We start from the raw sequence: 19,017 nt of genomic DNA, 5'->3' as shown, positions 1-19,017 counted from the left end.
TGTTAGTGCTTTTTACGTTTTTTAGATGGGGCTTCCGTTGGTAATACTTTAGCGTTTTGAGCCAAATAATTGGCTAATATTTTATCTACCAGTTCTTCTTTGGTTAAATGATGAAAAATGGTTTTTATTTGAGATTTTAAATCTTCTGAAACCTCGCGATTTGGCTTAGTTTTAAAGATTTTCCTCGCCCATAATAAGGTGTTGTTTTCTTCAATGCTATGAGCATCAGCTTTTGGAAGGTTTTTAAATTTAATACCTAATTCATCTTGAAAATCGGCAATATCAACCACTTCCTCTTCTTGAATGATGGTTAATGCAAGCCCCTTTGCTCCTGCTCTGGCTGTTCTTCCGCTTCGATGTACATAGGCCTCATAGGTATCAGGTAAATGATAATTAACGACGTAAGAGAGCTCTTTAACATCAATACCACGGGCTGCCAGATCGGTTGCAACCAAAATATCAATATGTCCTTCTCTAAATTGTCCCATAATACGGTCACGGATCCCTTGAGATAGGCTTCCGTGTATGGCTCCCGAAGAAAATTTATTGATGGCTAAATTCTTAGCTAATTTATTTACAGCTGCTTTGGTTTTACAGAAAATGATACCACGTTGGCCCACTTTTGAGTTTAAAAAGTGGAGTAAAACGTCAAGTTTTTCAATAGGCTCAACCACTACATATTGGTGATCGATGCCTTGGTGTCCGGTCGTTTCCATATCAGCTTCAATTTGAACCACATGTTTAGACATGTAATTCTGAATTAATTGCTTGATGGTACCGGGCATAGTAGCCGTAAACAAGAAGGTTCTTCTGCTTTTAGGAATAGATTTTATAATGTGATCAACCTCTTCTTTTAATGCGGTAATCATTTCATCAGCTTCATCTAAAACAAAGTATTTCAAATGATTAAGATTGATTACTTCACGTTTTAAAAGATCTACCAGTCGTCCTGGTGTGGCTACAACCATATGAGTAGCTTCTTTAAGTCGTTCAATTTGGGGTTTGATAGGCGTACCTCCACAAAGCGATCCTATATTTATTTCAGGGTTTGCCGCAGCTAAAGCATGGAGATTCGTGAATATTTGTTGCCCTAATTCTCTTGTAGGTGCCAAAATTAGTGTTTGAATACGAGTCTCACTGGTATCGGTTAGCTGTAATAATGGTAATCCGAAAGCTGCAGTTTTACCAGTTCCCGTTTTTGCTAAAACAACCAAATCATCTTTTTTGTTCAGGACTACAGGAATGGCTTTTTTTTGAACATCTGTAGGTTTCGATATGCTTAAATCTGATAAGCTTTGCTGAAAGGATTCATGAATACCTAAATCTGAAAATTGTTTTAACATGCGAAAATTTTTCAGCAAAGATAAACACAGTTTTGTTGGCAAGGCTAATTATTGAATGCTTATTCTATATGCCTTCTGAAATTAGAAATCAATTTCCCTTTAGGCGTTTCCAAAGATCTGCTAAAAGACCTTTAGCATCCTCCCTATCCTTTGGAGTTTCTATAAAGGTAATGATGCCATCTGAATTTTGATGAATCTCATATTTAAACACAAACTGATCAGGATCTTGTTTAATGCCCATTGTGCCAAAACGCAAATCATTGAAGTACAATTTATTGGTATGTTTTGAAATGGTATACCAACCGTTAGAAATGGCAATCATACGTTGAACTTTATCATTTTCTTTTAAATCTTCCAAATACTCATGATGTTTCGGGTAAGAGTAAAATTTAATAGGTTTGGAATCAAAAAAAGAATAGTAGCCTACTAAATAAGTGTCTTTGGTATCCACATTGGCCGTCCACAATATCGTATTTAAAGGTGTTGGTCGGGTATCTACATCAAAATAATCAATGTTTTGTGATTTTAAAGCATCTTCAAACTTAGAGTAAGCTAGAACTTTTAAAACAACAGTGATTAGCAAATAACTAGAGCTAATTATGAGTCCTAAACGGTTATAAAATTGCCTTTTTTTTGAAGTTCTTTTATAACACATCACTAAAATTAAGCAGACTAGAAAAGGTAAAGTGTACAAAGGGTCAACTACAAATATAGTTTTATAGGCGACTCTTAAATCAAAGGGCCAAAATAATTGTGTGCCCCAAGTGGTGTGGGCATCTAAAAGCGGATGTGTAATAAATCCCCAGAAAAATAACCAAGACCAGCCTTTGAAATCTTTATAACGTTCATAACGGGAGACTAACCAGCCAAAAATGGGCGCAAATACAATGGAAAAGACTATGGAATGCGTAAAACCTCTATGTATTTCTAAAGCAGAAACCGTATCGGTAAAATGACTAGCCAATACATCTAAATCAGGTATTGTACCTCCTATAGCACCATATAACAAAGCTTTGTTGCCAACTTTTTTACCTAAAACAGCTTCGCCAACGGCAGCCCCTAAAACAATTTGAGTCAGTGAATCCATAAGGTTACAAACTTAACGGAATTCTTATCAAGAAAATAGAAAATGTTGCGTGTAATATTGAAATTGGGGTATTAGTAGATTCGTAGTCGATGTTCGAACGAATTAAAAACAGTCATTTAGAGTGAAGTTCTATCTGATTTTTTTAATGAATGCATCTGCTAGACTGGTCTCGAAAACCATCACTAAACATCTAATAAAACGGTGTTCGAGCGAAGTCGAGAACATTTACAACTCTAAAAAATTAGTGAAATCTGTTTCTAAATAACCTCTGAGAGCCTCTGTGAAATCTCAGCGTATCTTTGTGTAATAATAACGTAAGCATTAGCCCTTCTCTACTCGTCTCAAAACCATCACCAAACGTCTAATAAAACGGTGTTCGAGCGGAGTCGAGAACATTTATAACAATAAAATTCAGTGAAAATCAGTGAAATCTGTTTCTGAAAAACCTCTGTTAGTCACTGTGAAATCTCAGCGTATCTTTGTGTAATAATAATGTAAGAGTAAACCCTTCTCTTCTAGCCTCAACAACCACCACCCAACATCTAATAAAACGGTGTTCGAGCGGAGCCGAGAACATAACTATCTATTAAAAAAACCTCTCGAAAAGGCCAAACGACACAAGAGCTGGAATGTGACTAACATCTTTGAAAATCACCTTCTATTTAATAGGAATTTCTTCTCCTAAAATAATATCTCTAGTGGTGACATAAACACCTTCCTTTTTATCAAGCTTTAAAATCCTTCTTGGGTTGGTTTGTTCAACCAATTCGCGGCATTTATCCGTTAACCTCGGGTCATCATCAAAAAGAAAAGGTTCTATTTTATATTCTGGTTTATTAGGCTCTTTTAGGATAGGATGAATTTGTTTAGGGTCATTACCGTACATGGAACTACCTGGAATAAAAGTGTATAGGGTATATTGTCCTTTATCGTCAGTTCTAACCCAACCGCGATGTTTTACATAACGTTTTTTATTGTATCGACGTAATTGAAAATCACCGTTTTCATCACTTTGCTCAATAAATAATAATATGTTTTTTGCTATTGTAACCCCATCACTCTCATAAATTGTTCCCGTAATTTTAAGTTTGTTATTTTGAGTCAAATAATCAGGAATCGTATCTACACTATTTAAGTTTTTTTCTGAATAATCATAAATCGGACTCCTTTTTTTATAGTTTTTAGCCTTTGTGCCAGTTATATAAATGGTGTCTTGAGCGTAAGCATTTGAAAAAAGACTAATAATAAAAAAGAGACATAAGATTGTTGCTGTTTTCTTCATGAGAGTGAATATTAAAGTGATCACTTTAAATTAACGGATAATCTTAATTTTTAATAAAAAAATCGATGGAACTGTTATAAACACGTCAAATAACCAAAATTTATATGCTTTTAAATCTATGTATCAAAAATTAAGGCATAAAAAAAACACTTACTTAAGTTTAAACAAGTGCTCTTTATGTATGATATATTACTGATTTCTATTGTTTTGAAACTATAGCATCAGCCATTTTTAAAGCATTATAAGCATTTAAAATACGTCCAGATTTAGAAAACTCACTAAAATTCATTTTCTTTTTATCTTCAGTATTTGGTATAATAACATCCAAATCTACCTTAGATCCAGAATTCATAATAATTTGTTTTACTTGTGGTGCAGATAGTTCAGGGTAATAAGCTCTAATTAAGGCGGCAACACCTGAAACCTCTGGCGTTGCCATAGAAGTCCCACTTTTAAATCTATACTCATTATTAGGAATCGTTGAATAAATATCTGCACCAGGAGCAAAAATATCAACTGTGTACTTGCCATAATTTGAAAATCCAGCGACTAATTTCTCATTAAAAAATGGTGCTGTAGCTCCAATAGTTAGTACGTTATCTGTAAATTCGTTACGGTTGTTCATTGCATCATTTGGGTACATTGTTATTATATCAATATTTTCACCATCGTTTCCAGCCGCTTTTACAATTAAAACATCTTTACTTGCTGCATATTTTAGAGCGTTGTAAACCCATTCTGGGTTTGGGGATATGGTTTTCCCAAAGCTCATATTAATAACTTTAGCTCCATTATCTACCATATAATGAATGGCTAATGCCACATCTTTATCATGCTCATCCCCATTAGGTACCGCTCGTACTGCAATTAATTTAGCCTTATTCGTGACACCGTTGACACCTTTTTGATTAGATCTATCACCAAGGATAATACCAGCAACATGAGTACCATGACTTTCCTTGGTAAGTGATCCTTTTACCAAGTTATTCCCATAAACGACATCACTGATATCATAAGGGTCATCGTTAGTTTGACGTCCAATAAAATTGGGATTGAATTTTTTCTTTAGAATGTCACTTAAAGCACTCAATGGCACGGCATAGGGTGTTTTAGCATCTTCCATAGTGGCACCTTGAGCTAAAACCTCAATAACCATTTTTGTATTATCTGTCTCTGGAAGCGCTTTAACTTCTTCTAAAGTGTAATCCTCTTTATTAAGGGCAGTTCTAACTTCCAAATCAGCAGCATCTATAGATTGAACTATTGCCGTGTATTTATCATACATCTCTTGGTATTGCTCAGAACTGGTTTCATATTCTTCTTTTAATTCTAAATACTTTTGATAATCTACCCTATCGGCTTCTGCAACTGAAGCCTCATTAGCACCTTCAAAACGCTTTAAATATTTAGCATATTCACGTGTGAGGCCGTTTCTAGCGTAAATAGCTTCATTTTCAGTCCCGCCTAAGAAATTCCAGCCATGAATATCGTCGATATATTTATTGTTATCATCATCACTATTATTAGTCGTATTGTCGCTAGGGTTTGTCCACAGCATTGATCTTAAATCTTCATGATCGATATCAATACCAGAGTCTATGACGCCGACAAGAATAGGCTGAGCACTTTTGTCTTTAAGAAATTCATAAGCTTTGTTTAAACTCATTCCAGGTATAGAATCGCTAAGTAAGTCGGTGTGCGCCCAACCATGCTTTTCTGCTTCTGAAAATGACCCAGATTTAGGCGTCATTAAAATGGCTTTTTCATCACCTAAAGGCACTGGTTTGTCCCAAATAGCTTTAGTTTGGGTAACTTTAGAGCCACCACACCCAAGTAAAACTAAGGATGCTATTGAGTACTGTAAAAGTGTAGAGGTTTTCATAAATGGTGAAATATTTAATTATAAGTTGGTTTTTTTTAATATACTGAGGGATCAATTAATAGCGAACAGTCAACATGATTAATTATTGAAAGTAAACTATTAAATCCATGAAATTTAGTTATTCTTAGAGGTACTCCCTTTAGAAAGCGCTGCCATTTTACCAGTGTAACGAATCACAGTACGTGTACTTCCAGATAAAATCATAGTAGTTTTCAAATTAGGAAAAACATTGATATTTACATTAAAATTTTCAGAATGACTTTTCGCTTCAAAGGAGATATCATAACTAGAATCTTTTTTTTGTTTGATTTTATAGTTACGCATTAGACCTTTAAATTCAATTGTGGTGTCATCGCCTCCATAGCTTCCGCCGCCTTGTCGTTCTCCAAAATATGGAAGGTAAGAGCTAATACTATCACCTGAAACAGTTAAAAAATTACTATTACCAATTAAGTTTATCGCACTGGGATTGTTACCAGGCCCTAATAGCATCGAAGCTTCTTGCATAGCCATGCTTGCTATAGGGTGCGCCCAATCAGACTCAATGGTAAATTTCTTTTTGTTTAAAAGACTTTCTAAATGACTAATTTCAGCAGGACTTGCTGGCGTTTTTGATGACACACAAGCTATCAAGGATAAAGCAAAAACACTAACTGCTAGTTTTAAATAAATAGTTTTCATAGAACAAAGCAATATATTTAAAGTTATAATATTAAAAATCTAATATGGTATTGTGAATTTACGCATAAAAAGTTGTTTTTTGAATGATGTATTGTAAATTTAGCTTCCATGAATGATCACCCAAACCGTGTACAAAGGCAATTTGAAGGTTATTTTAATACGCACCTTCTATGGAAAGGAAAGGATTTAATGGGGATAAACCAGTTAAATTTAGTTACTACGGCACTTCCTCGTTTTGAGTCAATGAAGGAACCTAATACGCGATTGGGTAAACGTGTTGAGCAGTTTGTGTTTTTTGAACTTCAAGAGCATAATGAGATAAAAATCCTTTTACATAACACTCAAATTCAGAATGGAAAACAAACCGTTGGTGAAATTGATTGTATTTTAGAACATAATAATACTACTGTTCATCTTGAAATTGTGTTCAAATTTTACCTCTATGATGCTAATGTAGGTGAAACTGAAATAGAACATTGGATTGGCCCAAATCGAAAAGATTCCTTAATTCAAAAACTAACTAAATTAAAGGAAAAACAGTTGCCTTTAATTTTTAATCCACACGCCTCTTCCGTTTTACTTAAATTAGGATTAAAACCAGTAAAGATAACCCAAAGCGTGTATTTTAAAGCCCAATTATTTATCCCATTTGGAAAAGCAATCCCTGAATTTAAGCAACTCAACGAAGCTTGTGTAAGTGGCTTTTATATTCATTATTCTAAAATTGATCAGTTTAAAAATTGTAATTTTTTACTTCCGAATAAAATAGATTGGCTACAAGAACCTCAAAACCATTTAAATTGGGCCACCTACTCTACTTTTATTGAACAACTGATGCCCTTGATTAAAAATGAAACCGCTCCACTTATTTGGATTAAACAGCCAAATGGTCAAATAAATAAGTACTTTGTAGTGTGGTGGACCTAAAATAATCTTCACTGATCTGTAAAAAACCATAGAAAAACTAAATCAACTAATTATTCGGTATTTAGACGATTTTATTGCACTCGCGACTAGATACTTTTGTTCTTTTGATAGTGCTCTCTCTTTCTTAGTCTAGTTTAATGTTTTCAATCTGTTTAATAAAAGAAACAGTTGGAGTTGCATTGTTTTTATTTTATTAGTCATATTGTTTATATGAGAAAAGAAATTATTAACTACTTGTCCGTAAATAAAGATGTAAAATTTATTTTTACTGATTATTTTGACACTATTGTTCATAGATGTGTACACCCGAACTTCGTGTTGCGTTTATGGGCAAAAAAGATGATTCAACAATTGGCACTTCCGTTAAGTATCGATGATTTTTATTTTTTAAGAAACGAGTCAACTATCTTTTTAATGGAATCTCTTCATGTATATGCAGGTGAAATTCCTTATAGCCAACTTATAAGTGAAATTTATAGACGATTAGATAACAATTGTTTATTAGGCAACTCTAGTGATCTTAATAGTTTCACATTAATTAGCGAAGAAGCAGAATTTAGTTGTGAAATCAGTGTTCAATTCTTGAATATGGATACTGTAAATACACTGAAGCAGTTGAAAAATGAAGGGATTAAAATTTATTGCATTTCCGATTTTTACTCTAATGAAAATCTTATTAAAAATTTAATAAAAGCACACGGATTAGAATACCTCTTTGATGATGTTTTTGTTTCTGCAGAACAGAAGTCGAGCAAGCATGTAGGTGGTATTTATAAGCATTTAATGACTAAACTTAATATTTTGCCAGGTCAGGTTATCATGATAGGAGATAATTATAAAAGTGATGTTGTAAATGCTGAAAAATCGGGTATAAAAGCATTTCATATCCCTAATACGGCTCAAATTAATAAACAAAAGAAGTTGCGTTTTGGAAATGATACTAAAGATTATAAAAATTTAATTAAAGATATTTATAAAAAATGTAATGCTAAGGATGCTCCTCCTTACAGTGATTTCATCATTTTCTTTCAACAATTTACTGAAAAATTGTATCAACAAGCTTTAGAAAAGAAATTGAATAATTTAATATTTTTAGCTCGTGAAGGTTTGTTTTTAAAACGGTTATTTGATTATTTTCAAGAAGTTAATAAACTAAAAAACGGGCCTGTAGTAAAAACACATTATTTAAAAATGTCTCGCTTAGCGGCGTTACAAATTAGTTTCAAACCTATTGAAGATGAAAACTTTGAGTACTTTAGAGAGTTTATAAAAAATTTATCAGTAGTCAATTTTCTGAAAAACTTTAATTTCTCAGAAAATAAAAAACAAGAGATTATCGATTCAATAAATATAAAAGAAACAACTGCAATTATTCCAGATTTTTTTGAGAGTGAAACTTACCGTGTTATAAAAAACAACTCTGTATTTATTAAAGCCTATGAAGCTAATCGATTAGATCAAAAACAAGCTTTTAATAATTATTTTGACTCTTTAGGAGTTCCTAAGGAAGAAGGGATTAACCTAGTTGATATTGGTTGGTTTGGGACTATGCAGGATAAACTATTCAATTATTTCAATGGTGAATTTCCAGTGAATGGTTATTATCTTGGTATAACAAAATTCAGACACCCTTTAGAACATAAAAACACAACAAATCGAAAAAGAGGTTTAAACTTTGAAGTGAATTTATTTAGTAGTTTCGAATCAAGTGTTTTAATGTCGAGTACTGGCGTTTATGAGCAATTGGCACAAGCACCACACGGCAGTACTATAGCTTATAAAAATGTTCCGGGAGACTATACTGTAGAATATTTTAATCCTTCAGAAAAAAAAATCTATAACGATTTTATTAAGGACACTCAGGATTTCATGTTCAATATATTCAAACAATACTGCAGTGATACTAAAAAAATATGCTATAATTCGAATATAATACAAGAAGTTAGTATAAAATATGCCCTTAAAATTGGAACGATCATTTCTAAACGAAAATTGATTAGGTTTCAAGAGTTATCTAATGGTTTTTATAATAATATTGGTAATAATGATGTTGGATTTACCAATTATGAAATGGGCATAAAAAAAATGATTAATAAGAACATCTCTACTTTAAGAAGTTACGTGATTTCTCCAGAAAAATTAATCCAGTATGTATTACGTACCAAACTTACATTATACAATAAAAATAAAATGTATTTCATTCCAACATTTCCATTGTATTACTATTTATTAATAAATCGCTTAGCAAAAAAAACACTCGGTAAACGTGTGTATTTAAAATATTCACATTTTAGATAAGTAATTATTTTGATACTCCAGAAACTTAACCAATAATACAAATTATGAGAAAATTAATTGCTGATGAAATTTTAAGTAACCCGAGAATAAAACACATTTTCTCCGATTACTTTGACACCATCGTGCATAGAACAGTGCATCCTAATTATGTACTAAGGTTATGGGCTAAAAAAATGATTCAACAGTTAGCCATGCCGTTGAGTATTGATGAGTTATATTTCACGCGATTAGAATCTACAAAATACTTAGTGAGCGCCTTGAAGCGTGACGCTAGTGAAATTAATTATGAAGTTTTAATTTCAGAAATATATACGAGGTTAAATAATAATAATTTAGAAGGTCACGCAAATAGTATAGAGCATTTTATTAAAATTAGTGAAGAGGTTGAATGCAGTACAGAATATTCAGTTCAATTTTTAAATGATGAAACGGTTAACACTTTAAAACATCTTCAATCAAAAGGTTTGAAAATTTATTGTGTATCCGACTTTTATACTTCTGAGAAATTAATTAAAAAATTAATTAAAGCCCATGGTTTATCAGATATTTTTGAAGCTGTTTTTGTGTCTTCCGATCAAGGTTTTAGTAAACATGTAGGCGGGATTTATGAGCATTTATTAGATCAACTTGATATAACTTCAGATCAGGTGACTATGTTTGGTGATAACTATAAAAGCGATTTTATTAATGCTGAGAAAATTGGAATTAAAGCATATTTTATTCCTAATAAAGATCAAAAACGTATTCAAAAAAGACTCGTCTTAGGGAATGATACCAAAGACTATAACCAAATTATAAAATCTATTTATACTAGGTGCAACAGTAAAACAGCTCCTCCCTATAGTGATTACGTCATGTTTTTTGCTCTTTTTACTGAAAAACTTTATGCAGAATGCATGAAGAAAAAAATTAAAAACCTTTTCTTTTTAGCTAGAGAAGGATTATATCTGAAACGTTTTTTTGATCATTATCAAGAGATACATCGTTTAAAACACGGACATACAATAAGCACACATTATTTAAAAATGTCTAGGCAATCTGCTCTTCAAATAGTTTTAAAATCAATAGAAAATGAAGATTTCACTTATTTTAGAGATAAATACAAAAACATATCTTTAGATAATTTTCTGAAAAACTTCAGTTTTAGCACAGAAGATCATACACTAATAATAGAGGCGCTCAATTTAAATGAGCCAAGTGATGTTATAATCAAAGATTTTTTCAATTCAGAAACCTTTGAGGCCTTGCTTAAGAATGACATTTTTAAAATTAATTATGAATCGAATAGACAAAATCAAAAAAAAGCGTTTAATAATTACTTAGATTCTTTTAATGCGCCATATCAAGAAGAAGGTGTAACATTAGTTGATGTTGGTTGGGGAGGCACTATGCAAGATAAATTACATGAGTATTTTGATAAAAAAATTACAGTAAATGGTTATTATTTAGGCCTGAAAGAATTTAGACATCAAATAGGGCATCAAGAAAAAAACATTAATCGAAGAGGTTTAAATTTTGAAGTTAATTTATTTACTAGTTTTTCAAGTTCAGTAATGATGGCCAATACGGAGCTTTATGAACAACTGAGTCAGGCGCCTCACGGTAGTACATTGGGCTATAAGGATAATCCTGATCAATATACTATCGAGTATCACGAAGTGAATGAAAAACAAGTTTACGATCAATACATTAAAGAAACTCAAGATTTCATGTTTGATGTGTTTAAAGATTATTGTGAAAAAACCAATTTAGTATGTTATAATCTAGATACAGCTTCAGAAATTATTACAAAATTTGCGCTTAAAATAGGAACCATTATTCCAAAGCGAAAATTGAATCGTGTCATTAACTTATCTAAAGGGTTTTATGATAATATCGGAAATAATGAAGTTGGAGAGTCTCTTTATGAAATGAATGTTTTAACTGGTTTGAAAAATAAGCTATCTACATTTAAAAACTATATCATTTCACCTGAACAGCTTATTCCTTATGTCATGCGAACCAAGCTAACCCTGTATACTAAAAACAAACTATTTTTTATTCCAAGTTTTCCACTATATTATTACATTCTGTTAAATAGATTTTTAAAAAAACAAATAGGTAAAAAAGTTTATCTGAAATATGCCCATTTTAGATAGAAGTTAACAGTAATATTCTAATTCCTATCCTTTTTAGTATAAACTAATGAAGGTTACATTATGTTTGTGAATGGGCATGCTTTAAAGAGTCAAAATGTAATTTAATTTCGCTTTTTTATAAATGTAGATTATGAAATTCATAATTATCCCTGTTTAAAACAATTATATCAAAAACAATCAGGCTGTTTTTTACAGGCTTTCTTAGCTGTTTTTCACTCATTTATTACTAATTTTAGAATGAACTTATAAAATAATAAGTGTAGGTATAATGATTTCAAGTGAAATAACATCTATTTTGTTATAGATCTGATCAAATCAAACAGAAACCACAACATATATTTATTTGATTATAAGCGTTTTAATTCATTAAAATTTATAGTGTAATCTATGGCATTAAAAATCGTAATCTCGCACAAAACGAAATACAAATATGATAGAAAAGTATCATTATCTCCTCACATTTTTAGGTTAAGGCCAGCACCACACTCGCGAACTCCCATTGAATCCTATTCTATTAAGATTAAACCTGAAAACCAGTTTTTTAATTGGCAGCAAGATCCTTTTGGTAATTATGTGGCACGCTTGGTATTTCCCGATAAAACAGATGAACTCTCTATTGATGTTGAAATTATAGCGGATTTAAAAACGATTAATCCATTTGATTTTTTTATTGAAGAATCAGCTGAAGAGTATCCTTTTAAATACAGTGAAACTATAAAAAAGGAATTACTCCCCTATTTAGAAATCACTGATAACGGAAATCTTCTAAAGGATTTTATAAAAACCATAGATTTCACTCCTAGAAAAACCATTTATTTCTTAATTGATATTAATAGAAAGATCTATGAATATTTAAGTTATAATATAAGGATGGAACCTGGAGTTCAATCTTGTGAGGAAACCTTAGAGCGTAAAAATGGTTCTTGTAGAGATTTTGCTTGGCTATTTGTACAAACCTTGCGCCATCTTGGTTTTGGAGCGCGTTTTGTTTCGGGATACTTAGTACAATTAAAATCTGATGAAAAATCATTAGACGGGCCATCTGGTCCTGAAGAAGATTTTACCGATTTGCACGCTTGGGCGGAAGTCTATCTTCCTGGAGCGGGATGGATAGGTTTTGATGCCACCTCTGGCCTACTCGCTGGTGAAGGACATATTCCTTTAGCATGTACGCCTTCGTTTGAAAGTGCTGCGCCTGTTTCAGGAGCAACCGATGTTTGTGAAACAGAATTTGAATTTGAAAATTCAGTAACCCGTATTTTTGAATCACCTCGAGTGACAAAACCTTATACTGAAGAACAATGGAAAGCCATAAACAGACTTGGAGTTAAAGTTGAAAAACAACTTCAAAAGGGAGATGTTCGTCTAACCATGGGTGGTGAGCCTACTTTTATCTCTATTGATGATTTAGAATCTCCTGAATGGAACACGACAGCTGACGGTCCGATGAAACGAAAATTAGCTAAAGATTTATCTATAAAACTTCATGATGCTTTTGGAAAAGGAGGTGTATTACATCATGCCCAAGGAAAATGGTATCCTGGTGAACCTTTACCACGTTGGCAAATAGAAATCTGCTGGCGTAAAGACGGAAGACCAATTTGGTATAATAAGAATTTACTAGCCACTTATGTTGATGATTTAGTTGTTCCGCAGCATTCAGATAAATTGTTCTTAGAAACACTAACCAAATATTTAAGTGTGACTAATGAACATATTAAACCGACCTACGAAGATCCTTTTTACTATTTATATGAACAAGGAAACTTACCAACAGATTACGATCCTGAGGAAGATGAAGACGGTGAATTGGCCAAGAAAAAGGTTAATGAAATTTTTGAAAGAGGCATTAATAACCCTGTTGGGTATCTTTTACCGCTCAATAAAACCGAAAATAAATGGTTTACAAGCGCATGGACTTTTAGAAGAAGACATCTTTACTTAACACCTGGAGACTCCCCTATTGGTCTACGTTTACCATTGGCGTCTTTAGAATCTAGACCTGAGCATGAAATTTTTCCAATATACGAACCAGAACTTTTTAAAATAAAAGGAAGGCTTCCTAGTTTTAAAAACATTGTAAAGGCCCGTTATGAAGATTACTGTAATAATGGTTTAGACCTTAATACACCAAATTATTTTGTAAGAACAGCGCTTTGTGCTGAAATTAGAGACGGAAAACTTTATCTGTTCTTACCACCATTAGAATCGGCTGAAATCTTTTTAGATTTAATTGCTTCTATAGAAATGACGGCCAAAGAACTTAATATTCCGGTGATTTTAGAAGGGTACGAACCACCAAAAGATTACCGACTCGAATCTCTAAAAATCACTCCCGATCCTGCTGTTATTGAGGTGAATGTACATCCTGTTAAAAACTGGGAAGAATTATGTCATAACACATTTACTTTATATGATCTGGCGAAACAATCGCGTCTTGGTACTGAAAAATTCATGCTTGATGGCAAACATACTGGAACCGGAGGTGGAAACCATGTAACGCTTGGAGGTACAACACCACAGGATAGTCCACTGCTTCGTAAGCCTAGTTTACTTCGTAGTTTACTAACGTTTTGGCAACATCACCCAGGGTTAACGTATTTATTCTCTGGTGCTTTTGTAGGACCTACAAGTCAGGCACCTAGAATTGATGAAGCGCGCATGGAAAATTTATATGAATTGGAAATCGCCTTTAGTCAAATTCCTAAAGATAGTGAAGTGCCTTATTGGTTAACCGATAGATTATTCAGGCATCTATTGACTGACCTTACTGGAAATACCCACCGCGCAGAATTTTGTATTGACAAATTATATTCTCCTGATTCGTCTTCAGGACGATTAGGAATATTAGAACTTCGTGGTTTTGACATGCCACCACACCCACAAATGAGTTTAACTCAAATGCTACTAGTTAGAACTTTGGTAGCCTGGTTCTGGAAAAAACCTTACGAACACAATTTAGTGCGTTGGGGTACCGAATTACATGATAAGTTTTTAATCGAGCATTATGTTCGTGAAGACATTAAAGATGTCGTAAATCAACTTAACCGTGCTGGATATGCTTTTAAAGAAGAATGGTTTAATCCGTTTTTTGAATTTAGATTTCCATTGCATGGTATGGTTGAAATCAACAAAATTCACATGGAATTGCGAGCAGGTATTGAGCCTTGGAATGTTTTAGGTGAAGAAATGACTGGTGGCGGAACCGCTCGTTATGTAGACTCTTCTTTAGAGCGGTTACAAGTTAAAGTTTCTAATTTCATAGATGAAAGATTTGTGTTAACTTGCAACGGTGTAAAAGTTCAATTAAAAAGCACTGGTGTTCAAGGTGAATATGTAGCTGGAGTCAAGTATAAAGCTTGGGATCCTTACTCTGCATTACACCCTACCATACCAGTCGATACGCCGTTAGTTTTTGATATTGTTGATACCTGGAATAGACGTTCTATTGGAGGATGTACTTATTTTGTATCTCATCCTGGAGGGCGATCTTATGAATCATATCCTGTGAATAGTTTTGAAGCAGAGTCAAGAAGAATTAACCGTTTCTGGGAATTTGGTCATTCGCAAGGTGAAATGGAGGCTGTAGAAGAAATCAACCCAGACACCGATAATCCGAATAGAACGGTTGAAGAAAAAGGAAGCTCGAAACGATTTAAATATAAAGAACTACCAGTTAATTTTGAATTCCCTTACACATTAGATTTAAGAAAGAAATAATAAAGTTGCTTTAAATTAATATTGAGATTATCTTTATTTAACTCACTATAACCTTTTTGTTGTAGTGAGTTAAAGTAAATTAATGTCTTGAATTGCTTTTTAGTGACCATATCAAGATTAAGGAATCCAAATTAATGGAGACAAAAGAAAATACCATATTCGAAAATTACTTTAAGGATTTTAGTAAGTATGACGAATTATTAACTGCAGACATGACCATCAAACCTGATTGGAAAAGTCTGTTGGATAATTTATTGAAAATTGGTAGTAAAGAACTGGCTTCTAAACAATCTGAAATTGATTGGCTTTTGGCTGAAAATGGGGTAACTTACAATGTTTATAATGATCCTAATGGGTTAAATAGACCTTGGAATTTAAATATCATCCCTTTCATCATTCAACAAAAAGAATGGCGTTTAGTAGAAAAAGGCATTCAGCAACGTTCTGAACTTTTAAATTTAATTCTTAAAGATATTTATGGTGAACGTAAATTGCTCAAGGAAGGCATTGTCCCTCCTGAAGTGCTTTATGCTCATCGTGGATTTTTAAGGGCTTGTGATAAAATTCAATATAAAACAGCTAAGCAATTATCTATTCATGCGGTAGACTTAGCTCGTGGCCCTGACGGACGCATGTGGGTGGTGAACGATCGTACTCAAGCACCTTCTGGCATGGGCTATGCTTTGGAAAACAGATTGTCTAATAGTCGCGTGATCCCTGAGTTGTTTGATAATATTAATGTCAAACAACCGTCAAAATTCTTTAAAGATTTTAATCAATTATTACTTAGTGCTGTTCCTGAAAATAAAAGCAACCCTACCATTGTTATTTTAACGCCTGGACCTCATAATGAAACTTATTTCGAACATGCTTATTTATCTAATTTTCTAGGTTACCCTTTGGTTAAAGGCAATGATTTAGTGGTTAGAAACGGCAAAGTTTGGGTGAAATCCTTAAAAGGTTTAAAGCAGGTTCATGTCATATTACGTCGTGTTGATGATGCTTTTATGGATCCATTAGAACTTCGTGAAGATTCTTATTTAGGTGTCGCTGGTTTACTTGAAGTGGTACGACAACAAAACGTGGCTATTGTAAACCCTATTGGAAGCGGTGTTTTAGAAAACCCAGGCTTAATTCCGTTTATGGAAAATATTTGTAAATATTTCCTTGATGAGAAATTAATTTTGCCACAAATTGCTTCTTGGTGGTGCGGACAAGAAAAAGAGCGTAATCATGTTTTTGACAATTTAACGTCTTTTGTGGTTAAGAAAATTGACCGTTCGCAACGTGAAAACATTATATTTTGTGAGTTTTTATCTAAAAAAGAACTAAAAAAGCTTAAAAAAGACATTCTAACAAATCCGAATCAATATGTTGCTCAAGAAAAAATTTATTTTTCAACCGCTCCTAACTTTGTTAATGAAAAACTAGAACCTCGTAAAATATTATGTCGAACTTTTTCTATTGCTAAAGGAGACGGTTATAGTGTGATGCCTGGGGGTTTGGTGCGTGTTGCTGCAGAGCGTGAAAAATTATTTGTTTCCAATCAACGTGGTGGAACGAGTAAAGATTTTTGGGTGGTTGGCGAACAAAAAGAAAATCAGCTTCAACTGTATTCTTGGAATAAAACCTTCCCTAATAATATTATTAGCATCAATGATGTGCCTAGTAATACAGCTGAAAATCTATTTTGGTCAGGAAGATATGTAGCGAGAACTTTATTAACCGCTCGATACATTCGTATGGTTTTGAACCAAATGACCAATACACAATTCAATAGCAAGTATCAACCCAATTCAGAGAGTTTAAATATTCTATATCATTCTATTACCACAATAACCTCTACTTTCCCTGGTTTCTTTGATGAAGAAAAGGGAGATGACATGCTTAAAGATCCACTTAAAGAAATAATTTCTGTGGTTATAGATGAGACACGTATTGGAAGTTTTGCTCAAAGCTTACAAAGTTTCAATGGCTCATATTTTACTTTGAGGAACTTATGGTCTAAAGACATGTGGCGTGTTTTTGATAGTATTGATAAAATTTGGAAAAATTTTAAGACTGAAGAAAACTATAGTGTTTATGCCATGACTAAGTTCTTTGATAAAATTATTACCAGACTTATTGCTTTTATGGCGCTTACCGAAGAAAGTATTATGGTAAGACAAGGGCTCCTACTCTATTTTATTGGACTTCAACTCGAAGAAGCTTCTATTACCATTGAGAAATTTAGAGCACTTGTTGTTGTAAATCATGATGAAGATTTAGAATATGAAATTCTAGAATCGCTATTATCTAGCCATGAAAGTTTGAATATATATAGGTATAGTTATAAGTCGTATTTAAGTCTTGAAAATGTGCTCAAATTATTGCTTTTAGATAATGAATACACCAGGTCATTTAGCTATCAGATTACAAGATTGCAAAAGGATATCAATAAACTGCCTAATAACGGCTTAAATAATGAACCTACGGTTTGTCAAATAAATATAGATAAAGCTTTAAGTTTAATAGAAAACATTACTCTAGAGGCTATTTTAGAAGTGGATGAAAAATCTAAAATACGCTTGAAACTGGACACTTTATTATCAGAATTAAGTGATTTATTTCACGTAACCTCAATGGCGATTTCTGATACCTATTTCAATCACTCACAACAGCAAAAGCAATTGGTTAACCGAAATATCACAAATTAAATGGTAGTCTTTGATCTCTGGCATAAAACAAAATACAAATACGAACAAGGCGCTTCATTTTGTCACAACTTAGCGACACTTAAACCTAAAAATTTCAAGGGTCAAGAATTGTTGGAATACAGCTTAGAAATTAGTCCGAAACCTACTGAAATATCACAACGTGTTGACTTTTTTGGTAATACGGTTGCACGGTTTGATATTCAAGAAAATCATGAGGAACTGATAGTGATTTCACGAAGTAAGATAAAGCGTGATTTTAGTCTTCAGGTATCAGAGGATGATATTAAAAAACGTGATAGTATCACTGTGTCTTCGGCTTTAAGTTTATTAAAAGGTGTTGATGATGAAACGGTTAATGCCAGACAATTTCAATTATTTTCACCATTAATTTCAAAAATAACTCCTGAAATAAGAAAATACGCTAAAGTTTCTTTTAAGCCAGAGCGTTCTCTTTATGAGGCTGCGCATGAACTCATGCAACGCATTTTTATAGATTTTGATTTTGTTTCAGGCTTTACCAATATTGCTACACCTTTAGATGATGTGATGAAAGCTAAAAAAGGTGTTTGTCAAGATTTTGCTCAAGTTGCTATTGCATGCGTACGATCTATGGGTATACCTGCTAGATATGTAAGTGGTTACATTGAAACGCTTCCGCCGGAAGGCAAAGAAAAATTAATAGGAACCGATGCTTCTCATGCTTGGTTTTCGGTATATATCCCTTCTCATGGCTGGGTAGATTTTGATCCTACAAACAATCAAATTCCTAAAGACCAACATATAGTTGTCGCTCATGGTCGTGATTATTACGATGTACCTCCTCTTAAAGGTGTGATTTATTCAACAGGAAAAAACGATATGGAAGTTTCTGTAGATTTAAGACCGGCAAAACCGGCTACGCAACAACAAAGTCAAACTCAAAGTTAAAAGACTGACTAAAAGTATAAAAATAAGTCCTTCTGA

The 19,017-nt window shown here is 33.0% G+C and carries 11 protein-coding genes; 6 read left to right on the top strand and 5 right to left on the bottom strand.

Annotated elements, in window-relative coordinates; all coding sequences use genetic code 11:
* Positions 1–2: 2 nt before the first annotated feature.
* The 5 genes from F6U93_RS01020 to F6U93_RS01000 form a co-directional block, all read right to left on the bottom strand.
* The gene (locus tag F6U93_RS01020) at positions 3–1,343 is read right to left on the bottom strand and encodes a DEAD/DEAH box helicase (protein WP_150935972.1); all 1,341 of its coding nucleotides are present in this window, start codon (positions 1,341–1,343) and stop codon (positions 3–5) included.
* 88 nt (positions 1,344–1,431) lie between these two features.
* A complete protein-coding gene (locus F6U93_RS01015; protein WP_150935970.1) occupies positions 1,432–2,430 on the bottom strand; it encodes a metal-dependent hydrolase in 999 nt (332 codons plus the stop codon).
* A gap of 658 nt (positions 2,431–3,088) precedes the next feature.
* A complete protein-coding gene (locus tag F6U93_RS01010) occupies positions 3,089–3,712 on the bottom strand; it encodes a hypothetical protein (protein ID WP_191963429.1) in 624 nt (207 codons plus the stop codon).
* A 199-nt stretch (positions 3,713–3,911) separates the two neighbouring features.
* Positions 3,912–5,594 carry a S8 family peptidase gene (locus F6U93_RS01005; RefSeq protein ID WP_150935968.1) on the bottom strand — a complete coding sequence of 561 codons (1,683 nt, stop codon included), beginning with the start codon at positions 5,592–5,594 and terminating at the stop codon, positions 3,912–3,914.
* A gap of 114 nt (positions 5,595–5,708) precedes the next feature.
* Positions 5,709–6,275: a DUF4251 domain-containing protein gene (locus F6U93_RS01000; protein ID WP_150935966.1), complete on the bottom strand. Its 567-nt coding sequence runs from the start codon at positions 6,273–6,275 to the stop codon at positions 5,709–5,711.
* Between the two features lie 108 nt (positions 6,276–6,383).
* On the opposite strand from F6U93_RS01000, the gene F6U93_RS00995 reads away from it, so the two are divergent.
* The 6 genes from F6U93_RS00995 to F6U93_RS00970 all read left to right on the top strand — a co-directional run bounded on the left by F6U93_RS00995 (position 6,384) and on the right by F6U93_RS00970 (position 18,981).
* On the top strand, positions 6,384–7,202 hold the full coding sequence (locus F6U93_RS00995) for a DUF1853 family protein (RefSeq protein WP_150935963.1): 819 nt from the start codon (positions 6,384–6,386) through the stop codon (positions 7,200–7,202).
* A 210-nt stretch (positions 7,203–7,412) separates the two neighbouring features.
* Positions 7,413–9,500 carry an HAD family hydrolase gene (locus F6U93_RS00990; protein WP_150935961.1) on the top strand — a complete coding sequence of 696 codons (2,088 nt, stop codon included), beginning with the start codon at positions 7,413–7,415 and terminating at the stop codon, positions 9,498–9,500.
* A 44-nt stretch (positions 9,501–9,544) separates the two neighbouring features.
* Entirely contained in the window at positions 9,545–11,638 is a 2,094-nt protein-coding gene (locus F6U93_RS00985; RefSeq protein ID WP_150935960.1) for an HAD family hydrolase, read from the top strand.
* 387 nt (positions 11,639–12,025) lie between these two features.
* Entirely contained in the window at positions 12,026–15,358 is a 3,333-nt protein-coding gene (locus F6U93_RS00980; RefSeq protein ID WP_150935958.1) for a transglutaminase family protein, read from the top strand.
* 134 nt (positions 15,359–15,492) lie between these two features.
* Positions 15,493–18,054: a circularly permuted type 2 ATP-grasp protein gene (locus tag F6U93_RS00975; RefSeq protein ID WP_150935956.1), complete on the top strand. Its 2,562-nt coding sequence runs from the start codon at positions 15,493–15,495 to the stop codon at positions 18,052–18,054.
* Positions 18,055–18,981 (top strand): transglutaminase family protein, encoded by a 927-nt coding sequence (locus tag F6U93_RS00970; protein ID WP_150935954.1) that lies wholly within the window; start codon positions 18,055–18,057, stop codon positions 18,979–18,981. It abuts the gene before it with no gap.
* Positions 18,982–19,017 lie beyond the last annotated feature (36 nt).

The sequence above is a fragment of the Pseudotamlana haliotis genome, from assembly GCF_008806375.1.
Taxonomy (GTDB): Bacteria; Bacteroidota; Bacteroidia; order Flavobacteriales; family Flavobacteriaceae; genus Pseudotamlana; species Pseudotamlana haliotis.
This window is presented reverse-complemented; position numbering and strand designations above follow the sequence as displayed.

Excerpts from the sequence above, each read along its gene's own strand:
- F6U93_RS00970 (WP_150935954.1), top strand. The coding sequence starts at position 18,055 with ATGGTAGTCTTTGATCTCTGGCATAAAACAAAATACAAATACGAACAA.
- F6U93_RS01020 (WP_150935972.1), bottom strand. The coding sequence starts at position 1,343 with ATGTTAAAACAATTTTCAGATTTAGGTATTCATGAATCCTTTCAGCAA.
- F6U93_RS01010 (WP_191963429.1), bottom strand. The coding sequence starts at position 3,712 with ATGAAGAAAACAGCAACAATCTTATGTCTCTTTTTTATTATTAGTCTT.
- F6U93_RS00985 (WP_150935960.1), top strand. The coding sequence starts at position 9,545 with ATGAGAAAATTAATTGCTGATGAAATTTTAAGTAACCCGAGAATAAAA.
- F6U93_RS01015 (WP_150935970.1), bottom strand. The coding sequence starts at position 2,430 with ATGGATTCACTGACTCAAATTGTTTTAGGGGCTGCCGTTGGCGAAGCT.
- F6U93_RS00980 (WP_150935958.1), top strand. The coding sequence starts at position 12,026 with ATGGCATTAAAAATCGTAATCTCGCACAAAACGAAATACAAATATGAT.
- F6U93_RS00995 (WP_150935963.1), top strand. The coding sequence starts at position 6,384 with ATGAATGATCACCCAAACCGTGTACAAAGGCAATTTGAAGGTTATTTT.
- F6U93_RS00990 (WP_150935961.1), top strand. The coding sequence starts at position 7,413 with ATGAGAAAAGAAATTATTAACTACTTGTCCGTAAATAAAGATGTAAAA.
- F6U93_RS01000 (WP_150935966.1), bottom strand. The coding sequence starts at position 6,275 with ATGAAAACTATTTATTTAAAACTAGCAGTTAGTGTTTTTGCTTTATCC.
- F6U93_RS00975 (WP_150935956.1), top strand. The coding sequence starts at position 15,493 with ATGGAGACAAAAGAAAATACCATATTCGAAAATTACTTTAAGGATTTT.
- F6U93_RS01005 (WP_150935968.1), bottom strand. The coding sequence starts at position 5,594 with ATGAAAACCTCTACACTTTTACAGTACTCAATAGCATCCTTAGTTTTA.